The following is a 25,328-nucleotide window of genomic DNA, read 5'->3' on the forward strand; positions in this document are numbered from 1 at the left end:
CGGCCATCCGGGCCGCGCCGGTCACGGACGAGGCGCGGCGTCGGGTTTCGGCGGCGCATCGCCGTCGGGACCCGCCGCGGCGGGCCAGCGGTGGTCGTCGAGCCGTCCCGGCGTCGGCGCCGGCGCTTCGCCGCGGACCAGCAGCGTTTCGGCCGTGGCCGGCGACCCCGCTCCCAGCAAGGCTCCGCCCTGCGTCGTCCGCGGCGCGGTCAGCACCATCAGCGGGCCTGCGAGCGGCTTCGGCCGCACCGCCAGCGGAGCGGCGTCCGGAGCGGCGGCGTCGGTCGCCGTCCCCGCGGCGACCGCCTCGGCGGGAGCGATGGGCTTCGGCGTGTAGACCTTGCGGAGCTCCTGCTCGACATAATGCGCGAGCTTCCGGGCGCCGGCCTTCGAGAAGTGCACCCCGTCGTCCAGCCTCAGCTTCGCGGTCTGGCCGTCGAGCTGCGGTCCGACCGCGGCGTAATCGCCGGCTTCGTCGACGAAGCCCTCCCAGACATCCACGTAGGTGCCGCCGGCGGCCTCCACGCGCTCGCGCGCCAGCGCGTTGAGCGCCGTGTGGTCGGAGCTCGCCCGGACGCTTTCGCTCGGCGCGAGCCCCACCCAGTAGATCGGTATTTTGCGCTCTTTGAACGGCGCCAGCAGCGCGTCGATGCGTTGCGCGTAGCGCTCCTTCCACCGCGGCGACAGCGGGGCTGCGTCGCGCATGTCCAGGAAAGGCTGGCGATCGTTCACGCCGACGTCGAACACAGCGTAGGTCACCGGACCCGCACCGAGGGCTTCGCGCGCCGCGGCGACGAAGTCGTGGTAGTCGACGCGCACGAGCCCGGCGTTGGGCTTCGTCACGCGCTTCACGGCGAGGTCGGGGGCGTCCACGAAGGCTTCCGTCAATCCCGCCGCCAGCCCGTCGGCGATGCTGTCGCCGATGACGGCCACGAAGGTCGACGGCGGCGCCGCGGGCGGCGCGGCCGCGACCTCGGGCGGCGTGACGGCGGGAGGGGGCGTCACCGCCGGCGTCGCTTCCGGCGGCCGGCGACGGATGCGCTTCGGCTTCGGGCGGACCTCGACCGCGCCGGGATCGGTCCGCGCGCTCCAGCGCTCGTCGACCTCGGGGCGCGATCCGCCGAACAGGCGCTGCAGCAGAGGCACCCCGAAACCGCTGCGCCGGCGCTGCTCGCGCTGCGCCGCCTCATAGGCCGCGCGCCGCTCGGCCTCACGGCGCAACACGGCGCTGTCGCGGCGCATGGCGCGCAGCCGCTGCTGAACGTAGCGCTCGTCCTCGTCGTAGTAGCGGCGTTCGACCCGCGGCGGATCGTAGTAGCGGCGCTGGTAATAGCCGTCCTGCGCCAACGCGCCGGGAGCCGCCGTCAGAGAGGCGAACGGCGCGATCAATGCCACCAGGAGCCAACGGACGAGCCGTGTCATGGTCGACAGATTAGCACGGCGGCGCGGCGGCGGCCACGCCCCGCTCAGCGAGCCGTCCGCAGCCGCCTCAGCAGCGAGACGCCGGCGTAGCCGTCGGGCGCGAGGCCCTGCGCCTGCTGATAGGACATGATCGCCTCGCGCGTCGCCGGACCGATCTTGCCGTCGGGCTCCCCGACGGCGAAGCCGCGGCGGGCGAGCAGCGCCTGCAGCTCGAACCGCTCCTGCTCCTCGAGCGGCTTGTCGTGGTTCGGCCACGGGGTGCGGATGGGGCCGCCGCCGCGGATCCGGTCCGCGAGGTGGCCGACCGCGAGCGCGTAGCTGTCGGCGTTGTTGTAGCGCTTGATGACGCGGAAGTTGCCGGTGAGCATGAAGGTCGGGCCGTTCGGCCCCACGGGCGCAAAGCGCTTCGACGCCGCCGCCGGCAGCGCGCCGCCGTCGACGCGGCGGGAGCCGCCGGGCGTGACCTCGTAGCCCCAGCTGTAGCCGCTGCGCCAGCCGTGCTTCTTCAGGTAATTGGCGGTCGAGGCGAGCGCGTCGGGGATCGAGGTCCAGATGTCGCGCTTGCCGTCGCCGTTGTAGTCGGCGGCGTAGGCCTTGAAGCTCGTCGGCATGAACTGGGTGTGGCCCATGGCGCCGGCCCAGGAGCCGATCATGTTCTCGGGAGAGACGTGGCCCTGCTGCAGGATCTGCAGCGCCGCGATCAGCTCCTTGCGGAAGAACTCGGGCCGGCGCGTCTGGCAGCACGCGAGCGTCGCCAGCGCCTCGATGACGTTGTGGTTGCCCATGGAGGCGCCGTAGTTGGTCTCCATGCCCCAGACCGACAGGATCACGTAACGGTCGACGCCGGTCGAGCGCTCCAGCCGGGCGAGCGTGTCCTTCCACTGCTCGTAGTTCTGCCGGCCGGCCGCGACGCGGGTGTCGGACACGCGGGTGTCGACATACTGCGCCATGGTGGTCCGGAATTCCGGCTGGTACTGCGACTTGGCGATCGCCTCCTGGTCGACCTTCAGGCCGCGGAAGGCGCGGTCGAAGGTCGCCGGGCTGACGCCCGCGGCGACCGCCTGCGGCTTCAGGCGGGCCACGAAGGCGTCGAAACGGGCGTCCAGCGGGCTAGCGGCGGCCGGCGCGCTCCACGCTCCAAGGACTGCGAACGCCGCCGCGGCGGCTTGGACGATGATGCGGTGACGCGCGGACATCTCGCGTTCTCCTCGCGCCTCCGCGGGGCGACGGCGGCGGATCGGGTTCAGACTGCGTTCACCAAATTTACGCTTGAGAGTTTGCATTCGGTTAACCGCGTTGGTCACCCCCGCGTGAGCCTGACGACGGCATACGTGGAAACCTGACCTTTACCTCAGCGCCAGACATGCCAGTTTACGCGCCGACCGCGGCCATTGTTCGGCGGCGGCCGCGTGACCAGAAGCCGGAGACCTTATGCCCCGCCCGATTCGTAAAGCTGTGTTCCCCGTCGCCGGCCTCGGCACCCGTTTCCTGCCGGCGACCAAAGCCGTTCCGAAGGAGATGCTGACCGTCGTAGACAAGCCGGTGATCCAGCATGTGGTGGACGAGGCGCGCGAAGCCGGGATCGAGCACTTCATCTTCGTGACCGGCCGCAACAAGGCGGTGATCGAGGACCACTTCGACAAGCAGTACGAACTGGACGACACGCTGCAGCGCCGCGGCAAGACCGAAGCAATCGAAATTCTGCGCAAGCAGCTCCCCGCCGCCGGCCAGACCAGCTTCACCCGCCAGCAGGAGCCGCTCGGGCTCGGGCATGCGGTTTGGTGCGCCCGCGACATCGTCGGCGACGAGCCGTTCGCCCTGATCCTGCCCGACATGCTGCACAAGGCGAAGCGCGGCTGCCTCGCCGAGATGATCTCGGTCTATGACGAGGCCGGCGGCGGCAACGTCGTCGCGGTCTACGAGGTGCCCGACGACCAGACCCACCAGTACGGCATCGTCGGCCGCGGCGAGGCGATCGGCAAAGGCTTCAAAATGACCTCGATGGTCGAGAAGCCCGCCAAGGGCACGGCCCAGTCCAACCTCGCCATCTCCGGCCGCTACATCCTGCAGCCCGAGATCTTCGACCTGCTGTCGAAGCAGAAGCCGGGCGCAGGCGGCGAGATCCAGCTCACCGACTCCATGCTCACGCTCGCCGAACAGCAGCCGTTCTCGGGCTACGCCTTCCCCGGCGACGTCTACGACACCGGCTCCAAGCTCGGTTTCCTGAGCGCGAACGTCGCCTATGCGCTCGCGAGCGAGGAGCTCGGGGCGGCGTTCCGCAAGGAGCTGGAAGCCCTGCTCAAAAGCTGAGGCGCCTCCGCCTCAAGGCGTCAGGTTCATCGGCAGCGAGCCGGGGGACGCCGTCAGCGAGATCGTCACGCGCCTGTTGGCGGCGATCTGCGGCGCGTCGGCGAACATCGGCTCGCTCGCCGCCTTGCCCTCGACACCGGTGAAACGCGCGTCCGGAACGCCGGAAGCCGCGATCAGCTCGCGGACCGCGTTGGCGCGGTCCGCTGACAGCTTCCAGGGGTCGGTGTTCTGGCCTTCCGCCATGCCCGACGCAGTGTGGCCCGCGATCGAGATCGGATAGGCGAGCGCGCGGAAGGTCGGTCCCATAGCCATGACGGCTTCGGCGATGCGCCGGGACGGCGCGGCCGAGCCCGGCGCGAACATCGAGCGCCCGTCCTGGTCGACGATCGAGATCGCGACGCCCTCGGACGAACTCTCGATCATGATCTGGTTCGAGACCTCGGCGATCTCCGGCATCGACCGCAGCGCCTGACGCAGGCTTGCCGCGGCCTGGGCGAAGCCGCGCGCGGCGGCCTCCGTGTCGGCGCGGTTCTTGGACAGCGGCCCCGCGAGGTTCGCCGCCTCGCCCGGCGTGCGGGCGGAATTGTTGAGCAGCTCGGTGCGGGCCGGCGTTCCGCCGATGTCGACGATGCCGGCCGCCATGATGTCGCGCTGCGAGCCGAAGGCCTCGCGCATCGAGCCGGCCACGATCTGCATCTTCTTCTTGTCCTGCGTCGAGAAGGCGACGAGCACGACGAAGAAGGCCATCAGCAGGCCCATCAGGTCGGCGAAGGTGACGAACCAGCCATGGCCGCCGCCGTGATCGGCGTGCTTTTTCTTCGCCATCTCAGGCGGCCGCCTCGACCAGCTCGGCCCGATGCTTCTCGGGCAGATAGGCGAGCAGCATCTCCTTCACGACCGCGGGGCTTTTGCCCTGGCGGAGGCTCAGCACGCCGTCGATGACGAGGGTCTGGTTCAGCTCCTCATGGCCGAACTTGATGGTGATCTTGTCGGCGATCGGCAGGAAGAAGAAGTTCGCCACCGCCGCGCCGTAGAGCGTCGCGAGCAGCGCGATGGCCATGAAGGTGCCGAGCTTCGACGGGTCCGACATCTCGGCGAACATCTGCACCATGCCGATCAGCGTCCCGATCATGCCGAAGGCCGGGGCGCAGTCGCCGATGCCGCGGAACACCTTGGCCGCCATTTCGAGGCGGTGCAGGTTCAGGTCGCGCTCGCGCTCCAGCGTCTCGCGGATGAAGGCCTCGTCGAAGCCGTCGGCCACGTAGCGCACGCCCTGCGCCAGGAACTTGTCGTGCGGCGTCGCCTTGTCGAGGCCGACCGGACCGGACTTGCGCACGATGGCCGCCATTTCGGCGATCTCGGCGATCAGGTCGCGCGGGCTCGAATGGCCGCCGCCGAAACAGGTCTTGATCGCGGTCGGGAACGAGCCGAGGAAGGCGCTCATCTCGAACCGGATCAGGGTGGCGGTGACGGCGCCGCCGAAGATGACGATCGCGGCGTGGGACGACCAGTAACGCTCGACGCCGCCGCCGTCGTAGATCAGGAAGCCCAGCACGCCGACGCCGCCGACGAAGCCGATAATCGACGCGATATCCATGGTCGCCCCTTGAGCGCCGCGACGGAATCCTTCCGCGGCTTCGGGGGCGGATGGTGAAGATTTCCGGTTAAGGGGCGGTGAAGGCGCAGGTTAACTCAAGCGCAACGGCCTCTGGCGTCACGCGATCCCGAGCTTCAGCAGGTCGTGGATGTGGACCAGCCCGACCGGCTTGCCGCGATCGACCACGAACAGCGCGGTGATCGCGCGGCCCTGAAGCGAGCTCAGCGCGTCGGCCGCGAGATCGTTGGGACGGACGACCTTCGGAGACCGGGTCATGACCTGGTCGACCGCCATGCCGGTGAGGTCGGGACCCATGTGGCGGCGGAGGTCGCCGTCGGTCACGATGCCAACGAGCCCGCCGTCCCGGTCGACGACGCCGACGCAGCCGAAGCTCTTGGCCGTCATCACGAGCAGCGCCTCGGACATCCGCGCGCCCTCCCCGATCAGCGGGACGGCGTCGCCGGAATGCATGACGTCGCGCACGAAGGAGAGCACCGCGCCGAGCTTGCCGCCGGGGTGGAAGCGCTTGAAGTCGGTCGGCGTGAAGCGGCGGCTCTCCAGCAGCGCGACCGCGAGCGCGTCGCCGAGCGCGACCTGCATGGTGGTCGAGGTCGTCGGCGCGAGCCCGTGCGGGCAGGCCTCGGCCGACCGCGGCAACACCATGACCACGTCCGCCGCCTGGCCGAGCGCGCTGTCCTCGCGGGAGGTGATGGCGATCAGCGGCACGCGGAAGCGGCGGGCGTAGTGCAGCATGTCGCGCAGTTCGGTGGTCTCGCCGGACCACGACAGCGCGAGAATCACGTCGTCCGACGTGATCATGCCGAGGTCGCCGTGGCTCGCCTCGCCGGGATGGACGAAGAAGGCCGGCGTGCCGGTGGAGGCCATGGTGGCGGCGATCTTGCGCCCGACATGGCCGCTCTTGCCCATGCCGGTGACGATGACGCGCCCGCGGGCGGCCGCGATCACCTCGACGGCGCGCGCGAAGGGCGCCCCGAGCTCTCCGGCGAGCGCCTCCGCGAGCTGCGCCATGCCCGCCGCTTCGAGCTCCACCGTGCGCACGGCGGAGGCGATCGCCTCGTCGGGCATGGTCGCGCGCGGCGGCGCGGCGACGTCACGCCCCTGCGGGGGCGTCGCGAACGGCGGGACGGGGGAAGGAGTGTTCATGCGGACCACGGATCAGAAAACGCGTTGGCCGACTACGAGCCAATCGGGCGCAAGCTCTACCACCATGCCGCGAGGCGCGCCAATGCCGGGACCGGGAGGCCGTCTCCCCGGGGGCGGCGGCAAGCCTTTCTTAACCATGCCCGTTTCAAAGTCGTTAACCATCCGGCTCGGGCGTCGCCGCCTGCCGGTCGAACGACCGTGGTGACAAGGACGGCATGCCCACGCGCCGCGCGCTTTCCACAGCCGCCCTGGCACTCGCCGCGCTCTGCGCGGCCGCCGGCGCGCGCGCGCAGGAGAGCGGCGACCTTGGCCTCCGGGGCGGCGCGACCACGGCCGATGCGGCCAACGCCGGCGCCGCCGACGAACCCCTGCGCCGCCTGGACGACCGCGCCCTCGCCGGCGGCGACTATGGAACCGCCGACGCGCCGCTCGCGGGCGGCGGCTATGGCGGCGAGCCCCAGCCCGACCGCCGCGCGACGGAACCGCCCGCCTCCGCGATCGACGTCGGCGATCCGTTCGCCCGCCGCCCGGCGCTCAGCACGGGCGCGAACGCGCTGCGGCCGCGGCGCAGCATCCCGGCGGACGACCCCTACGCCCCCACCGGTGTGCGCGCGGGGTCCTTCACGCTGCGCCCGACGCTGGAAAGCGCCGTCGGCTATGATTCGAACCCGGATCGCGATCCGGTCGGCGGCAAGAGCTCCAAGTTCTACCGCCTGCGGGGCGACATCGAGGCGACGTCGGACTGGTCGCGCCACGAGCTGAGAGCGCAGGCCACCGGCCAGATCCGCCGCTATGTCGACCTGGACGCGCCCGGCTACGAGCCCGAGGTCAACGCGACCGCGGACGGCCGGATCGACGTCACCGAACGCACCCAGATCGTGACGCAGCTGCGGGCCTCGATCACCACCTCGCGGCCGGGCGACCCCGACACGCCGACCGACATCGACGGCGACGAGATCTCGCGCTCCTACGGCGCGACGCTCGGGGTCGCGCAGCGCTTCAACCGCCTGAGCCTGCGGCTCGACGGCCTCGCCGACCGCTACCTCTACGACGACTCCAAGCTGCTCGACGGTTCGACCCTCGACAACTCCGACCGCGTCTACAACGCCTACCAGCTTCGCCTGCGGGCGGCCTACGAGGTCTCCCCCGCGCTCGCGCCCTTCGCCGAGGTCGCCGTCGACACCCGCGACTACGACCGGCGCTTCGGCGACGACATCGTCGGCGACGGCGCGGACGCCTCCCGCCGGCGGCTCGGCTCGGACGGCTGGGCGCTCAGGGGCGGCGCGCGCTTCGAGGCGACGCGCCTCGTCACGGGCGAACTCGCGGTCGGCTACGGCCGCCAGACGCCGAAGGACGACCGGCTGAAGCCGGTCGACGGCCTGCTGTTCGACGGCAGCGTCGCCTGGGCGCCGACCGCGCTGACCACGGTGCGCCTCAACGCCCGCAGCTCGATCGACGAGACCGTCACGGAAGACTCCGGCGGCATTCTCCGCCGCAGCGTCGGGGTCGCGGTCGAGCACGCGCTCCGCCGCAACCTGCTGGTGACCGGACGGGTCGATTACGAGAGCGCGGACTACAAGGGCGCCGACCGGACCGACGACACGCTGGTGCTTGGCCTCGAGGCGGAATACCGCCTGAACCGCACGCTGGCGTTGATCGGCAGCTTCCAGCACGAGCGGCGCTACAGCAACCTGCCGGGCGAGGACTACGACGCCTCGATCATCGAGTTCGGCCTCAGGGTCCGGCAGTAGGCAGCATCGCTCAGGCGTAGGCCGAGATCAGCCGTCCGGGACCAAGCCCCCGCGCCGCCGCGCGCTCGGCGTAGAGCCGCGAGGCCGGCGAGCCTTGCGCCCGCGCCAGCATTTCGGCGGCGTCCCGGGCCTGGCGCAGCGCGACCGCCGCCTCCGCGGGCGTCACCGGCGCCGCGCCCTTTACGGCGGCGACCAGCGTCGACAGCTCGCCTGCGGCCGGATCGGCGCTCACGACCGAAAAGACGGAAGCCTGCCGGACCACGACCGTGCGGGCGTCGTCGTCCGGACGGCCCGGCTCGCGGGCGGCCTGCGAAGAAGGGGACACCGTCATGCGCGCTCCCGCGACAGCGGCGTCGTCCGCCACGCGGAGACGCTCCGGCCGATGGTTCAGCCGGAGGTCCGAAGAAAGCGCTTCAGATTTCGTTAGGATTTAAGAGACCGCGGGTCTCACCAGTCGAACGAGTAGGCCGCGCCGAGACCGAAGGTGAAGTTGTCCTTCGAGTCCAGCCGCTTCACGATCGGGCTGTCTTTGGCGTCGCCGGTCAGACGGTTGTAGGCGCCGAAGGCGGTCGTGCTCCAGTTCGGCGTCCAGTCGTAGGTCACGGCGCCCGCGACGCCGACCGACTTCACGCCGCCGTCCGCCTTGTAGGCGTCGAGCCGGCCGTTGCGCGCCGACTCGCGGGCGCTGACGCCGTAGTACTCGTTCATGAAATCGCTGTCGCCGAGGGCGAGGCGCGGACCGAACGACACGGTGAACCGGTCGAACCTCTCGATCCAGTCGGCCGCGATGTCGCCGACGAAGCCGTCATGGCCGCCGATGCCGTGGCGCACCTCGGCGCGGATGCGGGTCTTGGTGGTGGGGTAGAACTCGACGAACAGGCCAGGCTCCACCGCCCAGTCGATGTTGGACAGGCCACGGATCTTGCGCTCGTCGCTGCTGTCGCGCTCGCTGCGCAGACGGGCGACCGGACCGATCTGGAACAGGTCGGTGTCGATGATCGCGAAGCCGAAGCCGTCGTCGGGCGCGCCGAACTTCCACGGCTGGCCGGGACGGCGGATGCTCAGGCCGGGATAGCCGGAGATCGCATAGTCCTTCGCGCCCTCGAACTCCGGCTGGATGACGCCGGTCGCCTTGATGGTCACGCGCCAGTCGGCCTGGCCGATGCCCTCCGCCGGCGCCACGACGCTCGTCCCATAATCGGCGGGCGCGTCGGCGGCGAACGCCGGGGCCGCGGCGGCCGCGACGACGGCGGCGAGCAGGACGACGGTACGATGGCTCATCGGCGGAACGCTCCGAAGGAGACCCGTCCCGGACAGGACCGGGAAAACGCGGGAGATGGTGCTGTGATAACGCCTCCATTGTCGCTTGAGCACCCCCTGGACACAAACTAATCGACAGCGTGGCGGAACCGCCGCACTGCGGCGCCAGCGCGCACCCCGCCGCCGCGCTGCGGCGGCTTGCCCGGCGGAGGTTTCCCCTCCTAGGGTCGCTCATGCCATCAGACGCCTGCCCAGCTCCCGTCGCGCGCGCCGTCCCCGCATGAAGCGCCGGACGCTCGTGACCGGCGGCTGCGGCTTCATCGGCTCTGCGCTGACGCGGCGGCTCGTCGCGGACGGCCGCGACGTGCTGAACCTCGACGCCCTGACCTACGCCGCCAGCCCCGAAGCGGTCGCGGAGTGCGCGACGTCCGGCCGCTACGCCTTCCGGCGCGCCGACATCTGCGACGCGGACGCAGTCTCGGAGGCGCTCGCCGCGTTCCGGCCGGACGGGATCGTACACTGCGCCGCCGAGACCCATGTGGACCGTTCCATCGACGCGCCGGAAGCGTTCGTTCGGACCAACGCGCTCGGAACGGAGCGCCTGCTGAGCGCGACGCTGGCGCATTGGCGCCGTCTGCCGCCGGACGAACGGGAGAGCTTCCGTTTCGTGCAGGTGTCGACCGACGAGGTGTTCGGCGCGCTCGGTCCCGACGATCCGCCGTTCACGGCCGCGAGCCGCTACGCGCCGCGCTCGCCCTACGCCGCGTCGAAGGCCGCCGGCGACCACATCGCGGAGGCCTTCCGCGCCACCTTCGGCTTGCCGACGCTCACCGTTCACGGCTGCAACGCCTACGGGCCCTGGCAGGCGCCGGAGAAGCTCGCTCCGCTGACCATCGCGCGGCTGAGGGCGGGCGAGCCGGTCGAGCTTTACGGCGACGGCCGCCAGCGGCGCGACTGGCTGTTCGTCGACGACGTCGCAGAGGCGCTGGAGCGCGCGCTCGACCGCGGCGCGCCCGGCGACCGCTTCCTGATCGCCGGCGGCGCGGAGCGCGAGAACCGCGAGATGGTCGGGCTGATCTGCGATCTCGTCGACGCACGGCTCGGTCCCCTGCCCGGCGGCGCGCGGCGGCGGACACTGATCCGGCGGGTGGCGGACCGGCCGGGCCACGATTTCCGCTACGCGCTCGACGACGCCGCGACCCGCGCCGCCCTCGGCTGGACGCCGCGCGTCGGCTTCGAGCAAGGCCTCGCCGCGACCGTCGACTGGTGCCTCCAAAACGCCGAATGGCTCGACTCTGCGAGCCTGCGGCTCGGACGCGGCAGGCGCGGCCTCGGCGGCGGCTGAACGGCGCGGCCGGACGCCCTGCCGAACGTCGCGATTGCGGCGGCGCTCCAGCGTGTCATCCTCCCGGCAAAAGAATGAACAATCGGGAGGACTTCGCATGGACCGGCTGACGCCGCGACAACAGGAGATCGTCGCGCTGGCGCGCAGCACGGGGCGCGTGGTCGTCGACGATCTCGCCGCGCGCTTCGACGTCACGCCGCAGACGATCCGCAAGGACCTGAACGAGCTCTGCGACCGCCGCCTGCTCGCCCGCACCCATGGCGGAGCGACCGTCGCCGGCGGGCTCGACGACGTCGACTACGAGGCGCGCCGCTTCCTGGCGCAGGACGCCAAGCGCGCCATCGGACGGGCGGCCGCGCGGCTGACGCCGCAGGGGGCCTCGCTGTTCCTCAACGTCGGCACCACCACCGAGGAGGTGGCGCGGGCGCTGTCCGACCATGACGGGCTCACGGTGGTGACCAACAGCCTCAACGTGGCGTCGCTGCTGCACCGCCATCCCCGCATCGACGTGGTGGTGGCCGGCGGCTCGGTGCGGCGCGCCGACGCCGGCATCGTCGGCGAGCCGGCGGTCGATCTCGTCAACCGCTTCAAGGTGGACGTGGCCGTGCTCGGCGTCTCGGCGATCGACCCGGAGGGCGCGCTGCTCGACCACGACTACCGCGAGGCGCTGGTGAGCCAGGCCATGATCGCGAACGCGCGCGAGGTGTTCCTCGTGGCCGACCGGCTGAAACTGCAGCGCACCGCGCCGGTGCGCATCGGCCACCTGTCGCAGATCGACGTGTTCGTCACGGACCGCGTCGACGCCCCGGCCTTCGCGGCGCTGTGCCGCCAGCACGACGTCCGGGTCGTCGAGACGGAGGCGCGGATCGCGCCGCAGGCGCCGGCTCAGGCGTCGGCGGGATCGACGGCGCGCGCCTCGGCCGCGGACGCGTAGGCGCGCCGCCGGTAGAGCAGCCCCTCGCGCTCCGACTCCGGCGCGGAGACCCCGTCGAGCTCGACCATCAGCACCACATGGCTGCCGACCTCGTGGCTCGCGGTCACCCGGCCCTCGAAGCTCGCGATGGCGTCGACGAGCACCGGCGCGCCGGTGATCCGCCGCTCCCAGCGGCCGACGTCGAAGCGGTCGTCGGGCCGTCCGCCGGAGGAGCGGGCGAAGGCGCGCGCGACCGGCTCGTGATCCTCACCGAGCGCGCTGACGGCGACGAGGCCGTTGGCGAGGGCCTTGGCCGCGATCGCGCTCGTCCGGTTCAGGCAGACGAGCAGCGTCGGCGGCGCGTCCGTCACGCTCGCCACCGCCGTCGCGGTCGCGCCGTGCCGACCGCCCGGCCCGTCGGTCGTCACCACATGCACCGCCATCGGCACGCGCGACATCGCCTCGCGGAACCGCGCGGCGTTCTTGTCCGTAACCGTCAAGCCCGATGCTCCGTCGGGGGCGTCGCCCGCACGCGGCCCGATCGGCCGCCATCCCCGCTCATATAGCGATCCGCGGCCGCCGCGTCAGCCGGGGCGTTGCCGGCGCGGCCCGCGCCGCCGTACTCTCCGCGCCCGCCGGCCGCCCATCGCCCGAGGAGCCACGACGCCGATGCAGACCTTCTATGTCCAGATCAAATGCGAACTCGGCCGCACCTACGAGACCGCCGAGCATCTGGCCGACCTGGAGCTGCATTCCGAGATCTACTCGACCGCCGGCGACTACGACCTGATCGTCAAGTACCATGTCGAGGACGGGGTGGACGTCGGCCATTTCGTGGGCCGCAACGTGCAGACTGCGCCGGGCGTGCGCGACACGCACACGCTGATCACCTTCAAGGCCTTCTAGCGGTTTCGCCGCGCCGCGGGCGCGCGCCGGCGGGCCGCTTCCGCGAGCGCTTCGCAGTCGCGAAGATACCGGTTGAAGACTCGCGCCGCCGCGTCTAAGCGCAGCGCTCGCGCGACGAAGGACCGGGGGAGCGGGGCATGGACCAGACGCAGCGCATCGCGCTCGGCAGCGTCGTCGTGGGCCTGCTCGTGCTCGGGCTCAAATCGGCCGCCTACCTGCTCACCGGCTCCGTCGCGCTCTATTCGGACGCCGCCGAGAGCGTGGTGAACGTGGCCGCCGCCTGCGCCGCCTTCGTCGCGGTCAGGATCGCCGCCGCGCCGCCCGACCGCGAGCACCCCTACGGACACCACAAGGCGGAGTACATCTCCGCCGTTGTGGAAGGCGCGCTGATCATCATCGCCGCCTTCGCGATCCTCAACGAGGCGTGGTCGGCGTTCCGGTCGCCGCGGCCGGTGGACCTGACGCCGCTCGGCGTCGGCGCGAACGTCCTGGCGAGCGCGATCAACGCGGCGTGGTGCTGGGTCCTCTTCAGCCGCGGCCGGGCGCTCCGGTCCCCGGCGCTGGTCGCCGACGGCAAGCACCTGCTGTCCGACGTCGTGTCCTCCGCCGGCGTGCTGGTCGGCATCGGGGCCGCCTTCGCTTTCGGCCAGGCCTGGCTCGACCCCGCGATCGCCTGCCTCGTGGCGCTGAACGTGCTGTGGTCCGGCGCGCAACTGGTGCGCAGCTCCGTCGGTGGGCTGATGGACGAGGCCGCGGACGAGCGGCAGATCGCGCGCATCCGGACGACGATCTCGGAGACAGCCGAGGGCGCGATCGAGGCCCACGACCTGCGCACGCGGCAGGCGGGACGGCTGACCTTCCTGGATTTCCACCTCGTCGTGCCGGGCGACATGCGCGTGTCCGCCGCCCACGACATCTGCGACCGCATCGAGCGCGCGCTGCACGCCATGGACGGCGACATGATCGTCACGATCCATGTGGAGCCGGACGACAAGGCCAAGCACGCCGGCATCGTGGTGTTGTGAAGCGACGGCCCGGACCGGAGGCGCGATCTTAACCCGCCCTTCGCCATGTCCGCGGAACATCCGTGCCGTGAACGCGTCGCCCGCCCTCCTCGCCTTCATCGCCGCCGCCGCGCCGTTTGGCGCGCGCGCCGCCGACGCGCCCTGCCGGCTCGCCGCGCCGCCGGAGGCGGTGACGGCCGCGCGCGCCCTGGACGGCGAGACGCTCGCGCTTGCGGACGGACGCGAGGTGCGGCTCGCCGGCGTGCTGGCGCCGCGGCTCCCGCTCGAACGCGACGGCGACTGGCCGGCGGGCGAGGAGGCCCGTCGCGCGCTCGAGGCGGCGGCCGCGGGCCGGACGCTGGTTCTCCGGGCGGCGGACCGGCCGGATCGCCACGGCCGCCTCGTCGGCTACCTCGCCGCTCCCGACGCCACGGACCACGCCGGACTGTCCGCGCGGCTGGCGCGAAGCGGCGCGGTCCGCGTCGCGGCCGACCGCGCCGGGCGTGACTGCGGCGCCACGCTCGCCGCGGCGGAGTCCGTCGCGCGCCGCCAGCGCCTTGGTTTGTGGGCTTATCCATACTACGAGGTTCGCGACGCGGCGGACGCCGGAGCTTTCGCCGACTCGACGGGCCGTTTCGAGCTCGCCGAAGGGCGGGTGGCGAGCGTGAGGTCGGCCGGCGGCCGCACCTATGTGAACTTCGGCGCGCGATGGCGCGACGCGCTGGCGCTCACCATATCCGGGAACGCGCTTGCGCGGCTCGGCGGACTGGCGGCGCTGCGGATCGAGCCGGGCGCGCGGCTCAGGGTGCGGGGCGTCGTGGAGCGGCGGCTCGGGCCGACGATTTCGATCACGGAGGCGGCGCAGGTCGAGCGTCTTGCGAACGTGGTCGGCAGATGATGGGAGCGTTGTCGGGCATGCGGTGTTTCGGACGAGGCGCACTTGCGATCGTCTGCCTCGCCGCGCTCGCGGGCTGCGGCAGCTTCAACGCCGAGAAGCCGGCGCCCCAGCCGATCGTCCCGCCGTCCGCGCCCAAGGTCGTGGGCCCCCCGACGGCGGTCAGCCAGGAGCAGGCCCGCATCGCCGCGGCCTATGGCGGCGTCTATGACAAGCCCGAGCTCACCGCGCTGCTGAACAGCGTGGCCGACCGGCTGGCCGCGACCTCCGACCGGCCGGACCTGCGCTACAAGGTGACCCTGCTGAATTCGCCGCTCGTGAACGCCTTCGCGCTGCCGAACGGCAGCCTCTACGTCACGCGCGGCCTGCTCGCGATCGCGAACGACACCTCCGAAGTGGCCGCGGTGCTGGCGCACGAGATGGCGCACGTGACCGCGCGCCACGCCTTCCAGCGCGCCGACGAGGAGCGCAAGGCCGTGCTCGTCAGCCGCGTGGTGTCGGACGTGCTGGAGGACCGCGAGGCCGGCGCGGTGGCGCTCGCCAAGAGCAAGCTGTCGCTCGCGAGCTTCTCGCGCTCGCAGGAGCTCGAGGCCGACCGCATCGGCGTGCAGAACATCGCCCGCGCCGGCTTCGACCCCTACGGCGCGTCGCGCTTCCTGCTGTCGATGGGCCGCCAGACCGAGCTGCGCAGCGCGGCGCTCGGCCAGAAGCCGGCGCAGCCCGGCCTCGATTTCCTGTCGACCCATCCGTCGACGCCCGAACGCGTGCAGCTCGCGGTGTCGGCCGCGCGCCAGATCGGCGCGCCGGGCCTCGGCGAGCGGGACCGCGACCGCTACCTCGCCGCGCTCGACGGCCTCGTCTACGGCGACGACCCCTCCCAGGGCTACGCCCGCGGCCGCCGCTTCCTGCACCCGCGCCTCGGCTTCACCTTCATGGCGCCCGAGGGCTTCATCTTCGAGAACGGCTCCGAGGCGCTGCTCGGCGTCGCCCCGGACGGCCGCGCGCTCCGTCTCGACGCCGCCCGCCTCGGCTCGGGCCAGAGCCTCGACGGCTACATCCAGGAGGGCTGGATCGAGGGCACCGAGCCCGGCCCGGTGGAGCGGCTCGACATCAACGGCATGGAGGCGGTGACCATCGTCGCCAAGGGCAGCGAATGGACCTTCCGCTTCGTGGCGGTGAAGTTCGGCGCCGACGTCTACCGCCTGATCTTCGCCGCGCGCGAGCTGACGCCCGAGATCGACGCCGGCTTCCGCGCCTCGCTGTCCTCGTTCCGCCGGCTGTCGCAGGCCGAGATCGACAGCGCGCGGCCGCTCCGGATCGAGACCGAGACCGTGCGTCCGGGCGAGACCGACGCCACCTTCGCCGCCCGCATGGCGCTCCCGGACCGCGCCGTCGAGCGCTTCGCGGTGCTGAACGGCTTCGCGCCGGGCGAACCGCTGCGGGCCGGAGCCAAGGTCAAGGTCGTCCGGGAGTAAGGGTCAGGCGCGGGCCTCAGGGCCGGCCCGGCTCCTCCGGCGCGCGGGCGTCGATCGCGAGCGCGTGGACGGGGCCTGCGAGCTCCTCGGCCAGCAGCGCGTTGACCCGGCGGTGGCGGTCGACCCGGCCGACGCCGGAGAACGCCTGCGACACCAGCCGCACGCGGAAATGGGTCTCGCCCTCGGGCCGCGCGCCGGCGTGCCCCGCATGGAGGTGGCTCTCGTCGATCACCTCGAGCCGGATGGGGGCGAAGGCCTGCGTCAGCTTGGCCTCGATGCGCGCGCGGACCGTCATGGCGCTTCCTCCCTCACGTCGCGAAGCAGCGCGGATCAGGACTGCGGCCGGCTCCCGCGTCAAGCCCGCATCACGCCTCAGCGGGTTTGCAGTCCGCGTTCTTGTTCCCTCCCGTCGCCCCACCCATAATGACCCCGTGATGAAGCTCGACAGCCCCTGGTTCGATAGAATCCGCGTCTCGAAGGCGACGGCGGAGCGGCCGCAGCCGCAGACGCCGCGCTGCGACCATCCCGGCTGCCGCCAGCCGGGCGTCCATCGCGCGCCCAAGGGACGCGACCGCGAGAACGAGTACTGGCGCTACTGCCTCGAGCATGTGCGCGCCTACAATCAGAACTACAATTTCTTCTCCGGCATGTCCGACGACGCCGTGATCGCGTACCAGAAGGACAGCCAGACGGGTCACCGGCCGACTTGGCAGATGGGCCAGAACGGCGCGACCGCGACGCCGGAGGCCCGCGCCAAGGCCGGGAGCGGCCGTCGCGGCCGCAACCGCGGCTGGGCGGGCGACCACGTCTTCGAGGACAATTTCGACCTGTTCGGCGAACAGGGCGCGACGCCGCGCCCGGAGAAGCCGAAGCGCGAGGTGCGCAAGGTCGAGCTCAAGTCGCTCGAGGCGCTCAATCTCGGCGCCGGCGCGTCGCGCGAGGAGATCAGGGCCCGCTACAAGGAGCTGCTGATCCGGTTCCATCCCGACACCAACGGCGGCGATCGCGGCGCAGAGGACAAATTGCGCGAGATCATCCAAGCCTATAACTATCTTCGATCCGCCGGCTTCTGCTGACCTGACCGCACTTTCCGCGCGCCCGCGCGCCGCCGGACCCCGCATCACGACGTGCGGGTCCGCCTGGAGGCTCCATGACCACCGTCGCTCTTGAAACGTCCGCCGACGCCCCCGCTCCGACGCCCGACATGAAGGTCTCGGTGCGCCAGACGTTCGGCATCGACAGCGACCTCGAGGTTCCGGCGTTCAGCGAATCCCACGGCGCCGTGCCGGATCTCGATCCCGACTACCTGTTCGACCACGACACCACGCTCGCGATCCTCGCGGGCTTCGCGCGCAACCGCCGCGTCATGGTCACGGGCTACCACGGCACCGGCAAGTCGACTCATATCGAGCAGGTGGCGGCGCGGCTGAACTGGCCCTGCGTGCGCGTGAACCTCGACAGCCACGTCAGCCGCATCGACCTGATCGGCAAGGACGCGATCGTGGTCAAGGACGGGCTGCAGGTGACCGAGTTCCGCGACGGCATCCTGCCCTGGGCGCTGCAGAACAACGTGGCGCTGGTGTTCGACGAGTACGACGCCGGCCGCCCGGACGTGATGTTCGTGATCCAGCGCGTGCTGGAGCAGTCCGGCAAGCTGACGCTGCTCGACCAGCGCCGGGTCATCCGCCCGCACCCGGCCTTCCGCCTGTTCGCGACGGCCAACACGGTCGGCCTCGGCGACACGTCCGGCCTCTATCACGGCACCCAGCAGATCAACCAGGGCCAGATGGACCGCTGGTCGATCGTCACCACGCTGAACTACCTCGCCCACGACCGGGAGGTGGACATCGTGCTGGCCAAGTCGCCGCTCTACCAGCGCGAGAAGGGCGGCCGGGACACCGTGTCCAAGATGGTGCGCCTCGCCGACCTGACCCGGCAGGCCTTCATCAACGGCGACCTTTCGACCGTCATGAGCCCGCGCACCGTGATCACCTGGGCCGAGAACGCCGACATCTTCGGCGACGCCGGCTTCGCGTTCCGCCTCACCTTCCTGAACAAGTGCGACGAGCTGGAGCGCAGCCTGGTGGCCGAGTTCTACCAGCGCTGCTTCGGCCGCGAGCTGCCGGAGAGCGCGGTCAACGTGGCGATGAGCTGACGCGCGGCGCGAGCGCTGGAGACCTCATGGCGACCGCGGCGGATATCGCTCCCGGACATGCGTGGAGCTATCGCGGCGCGCAGCTTCCGAGCTCGCGGGTCGTGATCGGCCGGATCGACATCGCCGGCGCGACGACGGTGGCGTCCGTCTCGATCGTAGACGCGCCGTTGCCGGATCCGGAGACGGGCGCGCTGGCGCCCCGGCTCGTGGAGCACGCACCGATCGCCATTGAGGCGCTGCTCCCGAGCCTGCTGCGGCGCGAGGGCGACGCTCCGATCCCCGATGGCTTCGACGGCGGCTACCGCGTCTGGCGGAACGCCTTCGACGCAGGCCAGGGCGGCTTCTTCACGCTCGGCGTCGAGGAGATCGTTCGCATGTTTCAAACCGCCCTCGCCCCCCAGCGCGCGGCGCATTAGCGGAGGCGTCCCATGTCCGGATCCAACCGCAAACCCGGCGAGAAGGTCGCGCCGCCCGCCGAGCCGTTCAAGCGGGCGGTGGCCGGCTGCCTGCGCGCGATCTCCGGCGAGCCTGAGATCGAGGTCGTCTACGCCTCCGAGCGGCCGTCGCTGACGCCCGACCGCGCCCGCCTGCCGGAGCCGCCCCGCCGCCTCACCCCTCAGGACGTCGCGATCCTGCGCGGCCACGCCGATTCGATGGCGCTGCGTCTCGCCTGCCACGACAACGCCACCCACGCCCGGCTCGCGCCTCAGGGCACGGAGGCGCGCGCCGTGTTCGACGCCGTCGAGCAGGCCCGGGTCGAGGCGATCGGCGCCCGCCGCATGACCGGGACCGGCGACAACATCGCCGCCATGCTGGACGACCGCTACCACCGCGGCCCCTACGCCGAGGTCACCGACCGGGCCGACGCGCCGCTGCAGGACGCCGTCGCGCTGCTGGTGCGCGAGAAGCTGACCGGGCGGAAGCCGCCGGAGGCCGCGCAGAAACTGGTCGAGCTGTGGCGGCCCTGGATCGAGGACAAGGCCGGCGGCGATCTCGCCCGCCTCGACCGCGTGCTCGAGGATCAGGACGCCTACGCCCGCACGATCCGCGAGCTGCTGTCGTCGCTCGACATGGGCGAGGAGCTCGCCGCCGAACGGCAGGACAGCGAGGAGGAAGGCGATCCCGACGGCGAGGACGCGCCCCCGCAGGACGGCGAGGCCGCCGACGCGCCCGAAGACGTCGACGACGGCGCCGATCCCTCGGAGACCGATTCCTCCTCCGAGATCGACGACGACGCCGAGCAGATGGAGGCGGCCGACGCGCCGCCGACCGACGCGCCGGACGACGACGAACTCGGGGAAGCCGAGGAGGCGACCGAACCGTGGCGGCCCGCCGACGACAAGCGCAACGAACGCGAGCGGCTCGAGTATTCCGCCTTCACCACCAAGTTCGACGAGGAGGCGCTGGCCGAAGAGCTGTGCGATCCGGACGAGCTCGCGCGGCTCCGGTCCCATCTCGACAAGCAGCTCTCGGCGCTTCAGGGCGTCGTCGGGCGGCTCGCCAACCGGCTGCAGCGCCGGCTGCTGGCGCAGCAAAGCCGCTCCTGGGACTTCGATCTCGAAGAGGGCGTGCTCGACCCGGCGAGGCTGTCGCGCGTGGTGGTCGACCCCTTGAGCGCGCTCACCTTCATGCGCGAGCGCGACACCGAGTTCCGCGACACGGTCGTCACGCTGCTGCTCGACAATTCCGGCTCCATGCGCGGCCGCCCGATCACGGTCGCGGCCACCTGCGCCGACATTCTGGCCCGCACGCTGGAGCGCTGCGGCGTGAAGGTCGAGATTCTCGGCTTCACCACCCGCGCCTGGAAGGGCGGCCAGTCGCGCGAGCAGTGGCTCGCCTCGGGCAAGCCGATGGCGCCGGGCCGCCTCAACGACCTGCGCCACATCATCTACAAGGCCGCCGACGCGCCCTGGCGGCGCACGCGCAAGAACCTCGGCCTGATGATGCGCGAGGGGCTGCTGAAGGAGAACATCGACGGCGAGGCCCTGGCCTGGGCGCATGAGCGCCTGCTGCGGCGGCCCGAGCAGCGGCGCATCCTGATGGTGATCTCGGACGGCGCGCCGGTCGACGACTCGACGCTGTCGGTCAACGCCGGCAACTTCCTTGAAAAGCACCTGCGCCGCGTGATCGAGGAGATCGAGACGCGCTCGCCGATCGAGCTGATCGCGATCGGCATTGGCCACGACGTCACGCGCTACTACCGCCGCGCGGTCACGATCGTGGACGCCGAAGAGCTTGGCGGGGTGATGACCGAGAAGCTCGCCGAACTGTTCGACGACGCGCCGCCGGCGCGCCGCACCCGCCACTGACGTCTGTGCGGCGCTTTCTCACGGCCGTCGCCGCGCTGTTCGGGATCGCTCTCGCATTCCCGTCCGAAGCCGCGCGGGCGCAGGAGACCGCGATCGACGTGGCCGCGACGCGGATCGACCGCTTCGACATCGGCACGCCGGCCGGCGCCCGCTATGGCGAGCTGGTGTTTCTCGGCGGCCTGCGCCTCACTTCGACCGATCCGGCCTTCGGCGGACTTTCGGGCCTGCGCCTGTCGGAGGACGGCCGGCGCTTCACCGCCATCAGCGACCGCGGTAACTGGTTCCGCGGCGCGCTCGTCTATGACGGCCGCGCGCTCGCCGGCGTCGGCGACGTCACGCGGGAGCCGATCCGCGGGCCGCGCGGCCCCCTGCCCGGCCGGCGCGGCTCCGACACCGAAGCGCTCGAAATTCGGGGGTCGAGCGCCTGGATCGCCTCGGAGCGCGTGAACGAGGTTCTGCGCTTCGCTCTGGAAAAGGATGGGCGGGCGGGACCGGGACGGCGCGTCGCGCTGCCCGAGGAGGCGCGAAAGGCGCCGTTCAACGAAGGCTTCGAGGCCATCGCCACGACCCAGGGCGGCGCGCTGCTGATGGTGGCGGAGAAGTTCCTCGACGCGAACGGCGACAACCGCGCCTTCGTGGTCGGCGCGAAGAGGCCGTTCGCCTTCTCCGTCCGGCGAACCGAGGATTTCTCGCCGACCGATCTCGCCCGGCTGCCGGGCGGCGGCTTCGTGCTGCTGGAGCGCCGCTACGTGCCGCCGTTCTCGCTCACGATCCGGATGCGGCGGCTGGACGAGGCGGACATGCGGCCCGGCGCCGTCGTCGACGGGCCGGTGCTGATGACCGCCTCGCTGATCCAGACGATCGACAATTTCGAGGGCGTCTCGGCGCACCGGGACGCCTCGGGCGTGACGGTGATCACCGTCGTCTCCGACAACAACTTCTCGCTGCTGCAGCGCACGCTGATGCTGCAGTTCGCGCTGCCGGACTGAGGCGGCCTCACGCCGTCAGGCCAGCCCAGCCGGCGGCGTCGATCAGCGACGGGCGCTCGACGCCCCACGCCGCGGGATCGGCGCCCCAGCTCGCGAACAGCGCCAGAAACGCCAGCGCGACGAGGGCCACGGCGACGCCGAGCGGCTCGACGCGAACGCGCCCGCCGGCGGGCGAAAGACGATCGAAATCGATGGCGGCCATGACGTGGTCTCCGTGTTGGGGCCGCTGGAGCGGCTTGACGAAGACGACGTTAGCGCCGATGAATTGACCCGATAATCAGATTGTTTTTGACTCATCATTCGGATTTTTGAGATCAAAGGTAATGCGGCCCAACCTCGACATCGACAGCCTCCGGATCTTCGCGGAGGGCTTCGCGCTCGGCAGCTTCGCCAGGGCGGCGGACCGGCTCGGGCGGTCGCAGTCGGCCGTCAGCGCCCAGCTCAAGAAGCTGGAGGAGCGCGTCGGGACTCCGCTGACCCGCAAATCCGGCCGCGGCCTCGCTCTGACCGACGCCGGCGAAGTGCTGCTCGGCTACGCCCGCCGCATCCTCGAACTGAACGACGAAGCCGTGGACCGGGTCGGCCGCCCGGACCTGGAGGGCTGGGTGCGGCTCGGCCTGTCGCAGGATTTCGCGGAGGCGTGGCTGCCCGCCGTGCTCGCGCGTTTCGCCCGCGCCCATCCGAAGGTGCGCATCGAGGTGCGGGCGGAGCGCAACGCCGAGCTGATCGCGCGCGTCGGCGCCGGCGACCTCGACCTCGCGCTCGCCTGGGAGAGCGGCGAGCCCGACGGCCGGGCCGAAACGGTCGGCGCGCTGCCGCTGGTCTGGATCGGCGCGCCCGGCGCGTCCCGGCGCCTGTGGGACGGCGAGCCTCTGCCGCTGGTCGCCTTCGACCTGCCCTGCATCTTCCGCAGCGCCGGCGTCGCGGCGCTCGATCGCGCAGGGATCGCTTGGCGCGTGGCCTTCACCAGCCCGAGCCTCGCGGGCCTGTGGGCCGCGGCGGAAGCCCGCCTCGGCGTCACGCTGCGCACGCCGCTCGGCCTGCCGCGCGGGCTCGCGCCGCTCGATCCCGCCCGCGCCGGCCTGCCGCCGCTGGCCGATGTGCGGCTCGCGCTGCACCGGGCGGAGGCGCATCCGGCGCCGGCGGTCGCGCGGCTCGCCGAGATCCTGCGCGAGACGATCGCGGACGCGACGGCTCGGGCGGCGGACGCCGCCTGAGCCGTCGTCTCACTCCACGAACGAGCCTTCGAGTTCGTCCTCGATATGGGCGCGCACGATCGCCTCGAAGTCGGCGTCGGCCGTGAAGCCGAGCTCCAGCGAGCGCTTGGCCTCGAACGCCTCGGGCCAGCCGGAGATGATCTTCGACACGGCCGGGTCCGGCTCGCGGCGGATGCGGCTCGCGACCGTCTCGCCCGCGACTTTCTTCAGCCCCTCGATCATCTCGCCCACCGTCACCTCCACGCCCGGCAGCGTGATGTTGCGGCGCGGGCCGATCGCGGCGCCGTCGAGGCCGGCCGCGTGGACGAGGAAGCCCACCGCCGCGCGCGGGCTCGCCAGCCAGTGCCGGACGTCGTCGCCGACCGGCAGCACCGCCTCGATGCCCGACAGCGGCTCGCGGATGATGCCGGAGAAGAAGCCCGAGGCCGCCTTGTTCGGCGCGCCGGGCCGCACGACGATGGTCGGAAAGCGCAGGCCGACGCCGTCCACGAAGCCCTTGCGGGTGTAGTCGGCGAGCAGCAGCTCGCAGATCGCCTTCTGGGTTCCGTAGGAGGTGAGCGGCGTCAGGTTGAAGTCGTCGGGCACGCGCGAGGCCGGGAACGGCGCGCCGAACACCGCGATCGACGACGTGAACACCAGCCGTGGGACGTAGGACGCCTGCCGGATCGCCTCCAGCAGGAAGCGCGTGCCGTCGAGGTTGATCCGGTAGCCCTTGTCGAAGTCGGCCTCGGCCTCGCCCGAGACGATGGCCGCGAGATGGAAGATCACGTCGGGCTTGTCGGCGACGAGCCGCGCGGCGACAGCGGGCTCGGACAGGTCGGCGGCGGCGACGTCGACCTCGAACGCCACGCCCGAGGGGGCCTTCGGCGCCGCCACGTCGACGAGGTCGAGCCGTTCGATCGGCCGCCCGTTGAGCGCGCCGTCGCGCGCCAGACGTTCGGTGAGCTTGCGGCCGATCATGCCGGCGGCGCCGATGATGAGAATGTGCATGCGCAGGTCCCGGGAGTGAGAGGGCGGCGGGCCGATGAGGCTCAGAGCGCCGCCCTGATGTCGTCCAGCCGGCGCTTCTGGGCGCCGTCCGGACCGAAGTTCGCGGGGTCGAGCCACCGCTCGAAAGCCGCCATCACGCGCGGCCAGTCGTCGTCGGTGATCGCGAACCACGCCGTGTCGCGGCTGCGGCCCCGAACGATCATGTGCTTGGCGAACACGCCCTCGAACCGGAAGCCGAAGCGCGCGGCGGCGGCGCGCGACGGCGCGTTGAGCGCGTCGCACTTCCACTCGTAGCGCCGGTAGCCGAGATCCTCGAAGGCGTGGCGCGCCATCAGGTACATCGCCTCGGTCGCAGCCGGGGTGCGCTGGAGCGCGGGCGTGAACAGGATCGAGCCGACCTCGACGACCCGGTGCCGCGGCTCGATCCGCATGTAGCTCGCGCGCCCGACGGTCCGCCCGGAGCGCGCGTCGCGGATCGCGAGCGGAACGACGTCGGGCGACGCCACGGAAGCGTCGATGTCGGCGCGGAAGGCGGCCTCGTCCGCGAACGGGCCGGTGAAGAGATAGGCGAACAGCCGGGCGTGCTCGGGCCCCGAGGTGGCCGCGAACAGCTCGGCCGCGTCCTTCGCAGGCTCGACCGGCGCCACCACCACATGCCGCCCCGCGAGCGTGACCGGCTCAGGCCGGCGGGCGGGCGCGGCGTCGACCACGGGGCCGAGCGGCGGATCGTCGGCGCGCGTCATGGCCGCCTGACGAAACGTGACGCAAGGAAAAGCATCGATCGCGACCCCGGCGAAGGCGGAACGACTGGCGCCGGAGCGGCGCGGCGGGAGCGGGACAATGCCCGGACGGTCGCGCCGTATCAAGCCGCCGGAACTCAAGTGCAGGCGGCGGACGATCGTTTGAACGTGAAAGCGCCCGCCCCGCGGCTGCGGGACGGGCGCCTTCTGCCGCGCGTGGGGCGCGTCAGCTGCGGTTGTTGGTCGGACCCAGCGGCTTGCCGTCCTTCGGAGCGGAGCCGGCACCATGCGGCGTGGCGGTCTCGTGCTTGCGCGTGGCGTCGGACTCGGCGCGATCCTTGAGCGCGCGCTCGCCGCCGGTCGCCTTGGCGTTGTCGCCCGGCCCGCGGACCGAAGACTTGCCCATCGGAGCGGTGGTCTGGCCCTCGCGGGCGGCGTCGGATTCGGCGCGGTCCTTCTCGAAGGTGGCGCCGCCGGTCGAGGTCGCGGACGGCGAGGTCTGCGCCATCGCGGCGGGCGCGGCGACGACGCTGGCGGCGAACAGGGCGCAGGTGGCGGCGCGAACGAAGGTCTTCATGGCTTTTCTCTTTCGTCTCTGGGCCATACCGTGGGCGTCGGGAGAAAACGACGCGCCAAGGGAGGCGGAATGACTGCTCTTGAAGGTGGACCGGCCGGCTGGAAGCTGACCGTTCCGGTGGTGAATCTGCCGGGCCCGCAGCGCACCGGCGGCTCGTGGGTCGCAGCGATCGCGGACGAGCTGTCCGCCCGGCGGGCGATACCGTTCGGCAGGGCGGTGCCCAGCGCGCGGCTGCAGCCGGTCTCGCAGGCCGAACTGGACCGCTACGGGGTCGCGCCCGGCGAAGTGCTCAAGGTCGGTTGACGTCGA

28 protein-coding genes are annotated in these 25,328 nt (G+C 71.9%); 15 read left to right on the plus strand and 13 right to left on the minus strand.

What is annotated here, in order from left to right:
- Positions 1-21: 21 nt before the first annotated feature.
- Positions 22-1,395 (minus strand): SGNH/GDSL hydrolase family protein, encoded by a 1,374-nt coding sequence (locus ACFSCV_RS11980; RefSeq protein WP_378799812.1) that lies wholly within the window; start codon positions 1,393-1,395, stop codon positions 22-24.
- A 71-nt stretch (positions 1,396-1,466) separates the two neighbouring features.
- Positions 1,467-2,618: a lytic murein transglycosylase gene (locus ACFSCV_RS11985; protein WP_378799813.1), complete on the minus strand. Its 1,152-nt coding sequence runs from the start codon at positions 2,616-2,618 to the stop codon at positions 1,467-1,469.
- A 235-nt stretch (positions 2,619-2,853) separates the two neighbouring features.
- Here ACFSCV_RS11985 and galU point away from each other — a divergent pair, with 235 nt between their 5' ends.
- The gene (gene galU / locus ACFSCV_RS11990; RefSeq protein WP_378799814.1) at positions 2,854-3,732 is read left to right on the plus strand and encodes a UTP--glucose-1-phosphate uridylyltransferase GalU; all 879 of its coding nucleotides are present in this window, start codon (positions 2,854-2,856) and stop codon (positions 3,730-3,732) included.
- Between the two features lie 12 nt (positions 3,733-3,744).
- On the opposite strand, the gene ACFSCV_RS11995 is transcribed toward galU, so the two are convergent.
- The 3 genes from ACFSCV_RS11995 to ACFSCV_RS12005 form a co-directional block, all read right to left on the minus strand.
- Positions 3,745-4,557, minus strand: coding sequence for an OmpA/MotB family protein (locus ACFSCV_RS11995; RefSeq protein ID WP_378799815.1), 813 nt, complete (start codon positions 4,555-4,557; stop codon positions 3,745-3,747).
- 1 nt (position 4,558) lies between these two features.
- Positions 4,559-5,329 (minus strand): motility protein A, encoded by a 771-nt coding sequence (locus tag ACFSCV_RS12000; RefSeq protein ID WP_378799816.1) that lies wholly within the window; start codon positions 5,327-5,329, stop codon positions 4,559-4,561.
- A gap of 117 nt (positions 5,330-5,446) precedes the next feature.
- Complete coding sequence (locus ACFSCV_RS12005; RefSeq protein WP_378799935.1) at positions 5,447-6,415, minus strand: KpsF/GutQ family sugar-phosphate isomerase; 969 nt, start codon at positions 6,413-6,415, stop codon at positions 5,447-5,449.
- 293 nt (positions 6,416-6,708) lie between these two features.
- Here ACFSCV_RS12005 and ACFSCV_RS12010 point away from each other — a divergent pair, with 293 nt between their 5' ends.
- Entirely contained in the window at positions 6,709-8,244 is a 1,536-nt protein-coding gene (locus ACFSCV_RS12010) for an outer membrane beta-barrel protein (RefSeq protein WP_378799817.1), read from the plus strand.
- Between the two features lie 10 nt (positions 8,245-8,254).
- Here the strand turns inward: ACFSCV_RS12010 and ACFSCV_RS12015 are convergent, their stop codons facing one another.
- Together ACFSCV_RS12015 and ACFSCV_RS12020 are read right to left on the minus strand one after the other, a co-directional pair.
- On the minus strand, positions 8,255-8,575 hold the full coding sequence (locus ACFSCV_RS12015; protein WP_378799818.1) for a hypothetical protein: 321 nt from the start codon (positions 8,573-8,575) through the stop codon (positions 8,255-8,257).
- Between the two features lie 116 nt (positions 8,576-8,691).
- A complete protein-coding gene (locus ACFSCV_RS12020; protein WP_378799819.1) occupies positions 8,692-9,525 on the minus strand; it encodes a MipA/OmpV family protein in 834 nt (277 codons plus the stop codon).
- Between the two features lie 259 nt (positions 9,526-9,784).
- Here ACFSCV_RS12020 and ACFSCV_RS12025 point away from each other — a divergent pair, with 259 nt between their 5' ends.
- Both ACFSCV_RS12025 and ACFSCV_RS12030 read left to right on the plus strand, forming a co-directional pair.
- On the plus strand, positions 9,785-10,849 hold the full coding sequence (locus ACFSCV_RS12025; protein ID WP_378799820.1) for a dTDP-glucose 4,6-dehydratase: 1,065 nt from the start codon (positions 9,785-9,787) through the stop codon (positions 10,847-10,849).
- A gap of 97 nt (positions 10,850-10,946) precedes the next feature.
- A complete protein-coding gene (locus tag ACFSCV_RS12030) occupies positions 10,947-11,783 on the plus strand; it encodes a DeoR/GlpR family DNA-binding transcription regulator (protein ID WP_378799821.1) in 837 nt (278 codons plus the stop codon).
- Here ACFSCV_RS12030 and ACFSCV_RS12035 read toward each other — a convergent pair.
- Entirely contained in the window at positions 11,735-12,262 is a 528-nt protein-coding gene (locus ACFSCV_RS12035; RefSeq protein WP_378799822.1) for a flavin reductase, read from the minus strand. The genes ACFSCV_RS12030 and ACFSCV_RS12035 overlap by 49 nt on opposite strands.
- Before the next feature lie 169 nt (positions 12,263-12,431).
- Here ACFSCV_RS12035 and ACFSCV_RS12040 point away from each other — a divergent pair, with 169 nt between their 5' ends.
- From ACFSCV_RS12040 to ACFSCV_RS12055, 4 genes are all read left to right on the plus strand, one after another.
- A complete protein-coding gene (locus ACFSCV_RS12040; protein ID WP_271199830.1) occupies positions 12,432-12,668 on the plus strand; it encodes an Lrp/AsnC ligand binding domain-containing protein in 237 nt (78 codons plus the stop codon).
- A gap of 137 nt (positions 12,669-12,805) precedes the next feature.
- Positions 12,806-13,693 carry a cation diffusion facilitator family transporter gene (locus ACFSCV_RS12045; RefSeq protein WP_378799823.1) on the plus strand — a complete coding sequence of 296 codons (888 nt, stop codon included), beginning with the start codon at positions 12,806-12,808 and terminating at the stop codon, positions 13,691-13,693.
- Between the two features lie 67 nt (positions 13,694-13,760).
- On the plus strand, positions 13,761-14,570 hold the full coding sequence (locus tag ACFSCV_RS12050; protein WP_378799824.1) for a thermonuclease family protein: 810 nt from the start codon (positions 13,761-13,763) through the stop codon (positions 14,568-14,570).
- A gap of 17 nt (positions 14,571-14,587) precedes the next feature.
- Entirely contained in the window at positions 14,588-16,042 is a 1,455-nt protein-coding gene (locus ACFSCV_RS12055; protein ID WP_378799825.1) for a M48 family metalloprotease, read from the plus strand.
- A 16-nt stretch (positions 16,043-16,058) separates the two neighbouring features.
- On the opposite strand, the gene ACFSCV_RS12060 is transcribed toward ACFSCV_RS12055, so the two are convergent.
- On the minus strand, positions 16,059-16,337 hold the full coding sequence (locus ACFSCV_RS12060) for a BolA family protein (RefSeq protein WP_378799826.1): 279 nt from the start codon (positions 16,335-16,337) through the stop codon (positions 16,059-16,061).
- 139 nt (positions 16,338-16,476) lie between these two features.
- Between ACFSCV_RS12060 and ACFSCV_RS12065 the strand changes: the two genes are divergently transcribed.
- From ACFSCV_RS12065 to ACFSCV_RS12085, 5 genes are all read left to right on the plus strand, one after another.
- Entirely contained in the window at positions 16,477-17,118 is a 642-nt protein-coding gene (locus ACFSCV_RS12065; protein WP_378799827.1) for a J domain-containing protein, read from the plus strand.
- 74 nt (positions 17,119-17,192) lie between these two features.
- Positions 17,193-18,197, plus strand: coding sequence for a cobaltochelatase subunit CobS (gene cobS, locus ACFSCV_RS12070; RefSeq protein WP_378799828.1), 1,005 nt, complete (start codon positions 17,193-17,195; stop codon positions 18,195-18,197).
- Between the two features lie 26 nt (positions 18,198-18,223).
- Positions 18,224-18,613 carry a hypothetical protein gene (locus ACFSCV_RS12075; protein ID WP_378799829.1) on the plus strand — a complete coding sequence of 130 codons (390 nt, stop codon included), beginning with the start codon at positions 18,224-18,226 and terminating at the stop codon, positions 18,611-18,613.
- Positions 18,614-18,625: 12 nt separating this feature from the next.
- The gene (gene cobT / locus ACFSCV_RS12080) at positions 18,626-20,506 is read left to right on the plus strand and encodes a cobaltochelatase subunit CobT (RefSeq protein WP_378799830.1); all 1,881 of its coding nucleotides are present in this window, start codon (positions 18,626-18,628) and stop codon (positions 20,504-20,506) included.
- Between the two features lie 5 nt (positions 20,507-20,511).
- A complete protein-coding gene (locus ACFSCV_RS12085) occupies positions 20,512-21,495 on the plus strand; it encodes an esterase-like activity of phytase family protein (protein ID WP_378799831.1) in 984 nt (327 codons plus the stop codon).
- Positions 21,496-21,502: 7 nt separating this feature from the next.
- On the opposite strand, the gene ACFSCV_RS12090 is transcribed toward ACFSCV_RS12085, so the two are convergent.
- The gene (locus tag ACFSCV_RS12090; RefSeq protein ID WP_378799832.1) at positions 21,503-21,697 is read right to left on the minus strand and encodes a hypothetical protein; all 195 of its coding nucleotides are present in this window, start codon (positions 21,695-21,697) and stop codon (positions 21,503-21,505) included.
- Positions 21,698-21,818: 121 nt separating this feature from the next.
- Here ACFSCV_RS12090 and ACFSCV_RS12095 point away from each other — a divergent pair, with 121 nt between their 5' ends.
- Positions 21,819-22,712 carry a LysR substrate-binding domain-containing protein gene (locus ACFSCV_RS12095; protein WP_378799833.1) on the plus strand — a complete coding sequence of 298 codons (894 nt, stop codon included), beginning with the start codon at positions 21,819-21,821 and terminating at the stop codon, positions 22,710-22,712.
- A 9-nt stretch (positions 22,713-22,721) separates the two neighbouring features.
- On the opposite strand, the gene denD is transcribed toward ACFSCV_RS12095, so the two are convergent.
- From denD to ACFSCV_RS12110, 3 genes are all read right to left on the minus strand, one after another.
- Positions 22,722-23,702 (minus strand): D-erythronate dehydrogenase, encoded by a 981-nt coding sequence (gene denD / locus ACFSCV_RS12100; RefSeq protein ID WP_378799834.1) that lies wholly within the window; start codon positions 23,700-23,702, stop codon positions 22,722-22,724.
- Positions 23,703-23,743: 41 nt separating this feature from the next.
- Positions 23,744-24,445 (minus strand): GNAT family N-acetyltransferase, encoded by a 702-nt coding sequence (locus ACFSCV_RS12105; protein ID WP_378799835.1) that lies wholly within the window; start codon positions 24,443-24,445, stop codon positions 23,744-23,746.
- 223 nt (positions 24,446-24,668) lie between these two features.
- Positions 24,669-25,019, minus strand: coding sequence for a hypothetical protein (locus ACFSCV_RS12110; RefSeq protein ID WP_378799836.1), 351 nt, complete (start codon positions 25,017-25,019; stop codon positions 24,669-24,671).
- 69 nt (positions 25,020-25,088) lie between these two features.
- On the opposite strand from ACFSCV_RS12110, the gene ACFSCV_RS12115 reads away from it, so the two are divergent.
- Positions 25,089-25,322 (plus strand): hypothetical protein, encoded by a 234-nt coding sequence (locus ACFSCV_RS12115; RefSeq protein ID WP_378799837.1) that lies wholly within the window; start codon positions 25,089-25,091, stop codon positions 25,320-25,322.
- The last annotated feature ends 6 nt before the right edge of the window (positions 25,323-25,328 follow it).

Source organism: Methylopila henanensis (assembly GCF_042681025.1).
GTDB classification, from domain to species: domain Bacteria; phylum Pseudomonadota; class Alphaproteobacteria; order Rhizobiales; family Methylopilaceae; genus Methylopila; species Methylopila henanensis.

Excerpts from the sequence above, each read along its gene's own strand:
- ACFSCV_RS12045 (WP_378799823.1), top strand. The coding sequence starts at position 12,806 with ATGGACCAGACGCAGCGCATCGCGCTCGGCAGCGTCGTCGTGGGCCTG.
- ACFSCV_RS12010 (WP_378799817.1), top strand. The coding sequence starts at position 6,709 with ATGCCCACGCGCCGCGCGCTTTCCACAGCCGCCCTGGCACTCGCCGCG.
- ACFSCV_RS12030 (WP_378799821.1), top strand. The coding sequence starts at position 10,947 with ATGGACCGGCTGACGCCGCGACAACAGGAGATCGTCGCGCTGGCGCGC.
- ACFSCV_RS12075 (WP_378799829.1), top strand. The coding sequence starts at position 18,224 with ATGGCGACCGCGGCGGATATCGCTCCCGGACATGCGTGGAGCTATCGC.
- ACFSCV_RS12020 (WP_378799819.1), bottom strand. The coding sequence starts at position 9,525 with ATGAGCCATCGTACCGTCGTCCTGCTCGCCGCCGTCGTCGCGGCCGCC.
- ACFSCV_RS12105 (WP_378799835.1), bottom strand. The coding sequence starts at position 24,445 with ATGACGCGCGCCGACGATCCGCCGCTCGGCCCCGTGGTCGACGCCGCG.
- ACFSCV_RS12115 (WP_378799837.1), top strand. The coding sequence starts at position 25,089 with ATGACTGCTCTTGAAGGTGGACCGGCCGGCTGGAAGCTGACCGTTCCG.
- ACFSCV_RS11995 (WP_378799815.1), bottom strand. The coding sequence starts at position 4,557 with ATGGCGAAGAAAAAGCACGCCGATCACGGCGGCGGCCATGGCTGGTTC.
- ACFSCV_RS12000 (WP_378799816.1), bottom strand. The coding sequence starts at position 5,329 with ATGGATATCGCGTCGATTATCGGCTTCGTCGGCGGCGTCGGCGTGCTG.
- cobT (WP_378799830.1), top strand. The coding sequence starts at position 18,626 with ATGTCCGGATCCAACCGCAAACCCGGCGAGAAGGTCGCGCCGCCCGCC.
- cobS (WP_378799828.1), top strand. The coding sequence starts at position 17,193 with ATGACCACCGTCGCTCTTGAAACGTCCGCCGACGCCCCCGCTCCGACG.
- ACFSCV_RS12090 (WP_378799832.1), bottom strand. The coding sequence starts at position 21,697 with ATGGCCGCCATCGATTTCGATCGTCTTTCGCCCGCCGGCGGGCGCGTT.
- ACFSCV_RS12095 (WP_378799833.1), top strand. The coding sequence starts at position 21,819 with ATGCGGCCCAACCTCGACATCGACAGCCTCCGGATCTTCGCGGAGGGC.
- ACFSCV_RS12040 (WP_271199830.1), top strand. The coding sequence starts at position 12,432 with ATGCAGACCTTCTATGTCCAGATCAAATGCGAACTCGGCCGCACCTAC.
- denD (WP_378799834.1), bottom strand. The coding sequence starts at position 23,702 with ATGCACATTCTCATCATCGGCGCCGCCGGCATGATCGGCCGCAAGCTC.
- ACFSCV_RS12065 (WP_378799827.1), top strand. The coding sequence starts at position 16,477 with ATGAAGCTCGACAGCCCCTGGTTCGATAGAATCCGCGTCTCGAAGGCG.
- ACFSCV_RS12005 (WP_378799935.1), bottom strand. The coding sequence starts at position 6,415 with ATGCCCGACGAGGCGATCGCCTCCGCCGTGCGCACGGTGGAGCTCGAA.
- ACFSCV_RS12025 (WP_378799820.1), top strand. The coding sequence starts at position 9,785 with ATGAAGCGCCGGACGCTCGTGACCGGCGGCTGCGGCTTCATCGGCTCT.
- ACFSCV_RS12060 (WP_378799826.1), bottom strand. The coding sequence starts at position 16,337 with ATGACGGTCCGCGCGCGCATCGAGGCCAAGCTGACGCAGGCCTTCGCC.
- ACFSCV_RS12110 (WP_378799836.1), bottom strand. The coding sequence starts at position 25,019 with ATGAAGACCTTCGTTCGCGCCGCCACCTGCGCCCTGTTCGCCGCCAGC.
- ACFSCV_RS12055 (WP_378799825.1), top strand. The coding sequence starts at position 14,588 with ATGCGGTGTTTCGGACGAGGCGCACTTGCGATCGTCTGCCTCGCCGCG.
- galU (WP_378799814.1), top strand. The coding sequence starts at position 2,854 with ATGCCCCGCCCGATTCGTAAAGCTGTGTTCCCCGTCGCCGGCCTCGGC.
- ACFSCV_RS11985 (WP_378799813.1), bottom strand. The coding sequence starts at position 2,618 with ATGTCCGCGCGTCACCGCATCATCGTCCAAGCCGCCGCGGCGGCGTTC.
- ACFSCV_RS12015 (WP_378799818.1), bottom strand. The coding sequence starts at position 8,575 with ATGACGGTGTCCCCTTCTTCGCAGGCCGCCCGCGAGCCGGGCCGTCCG.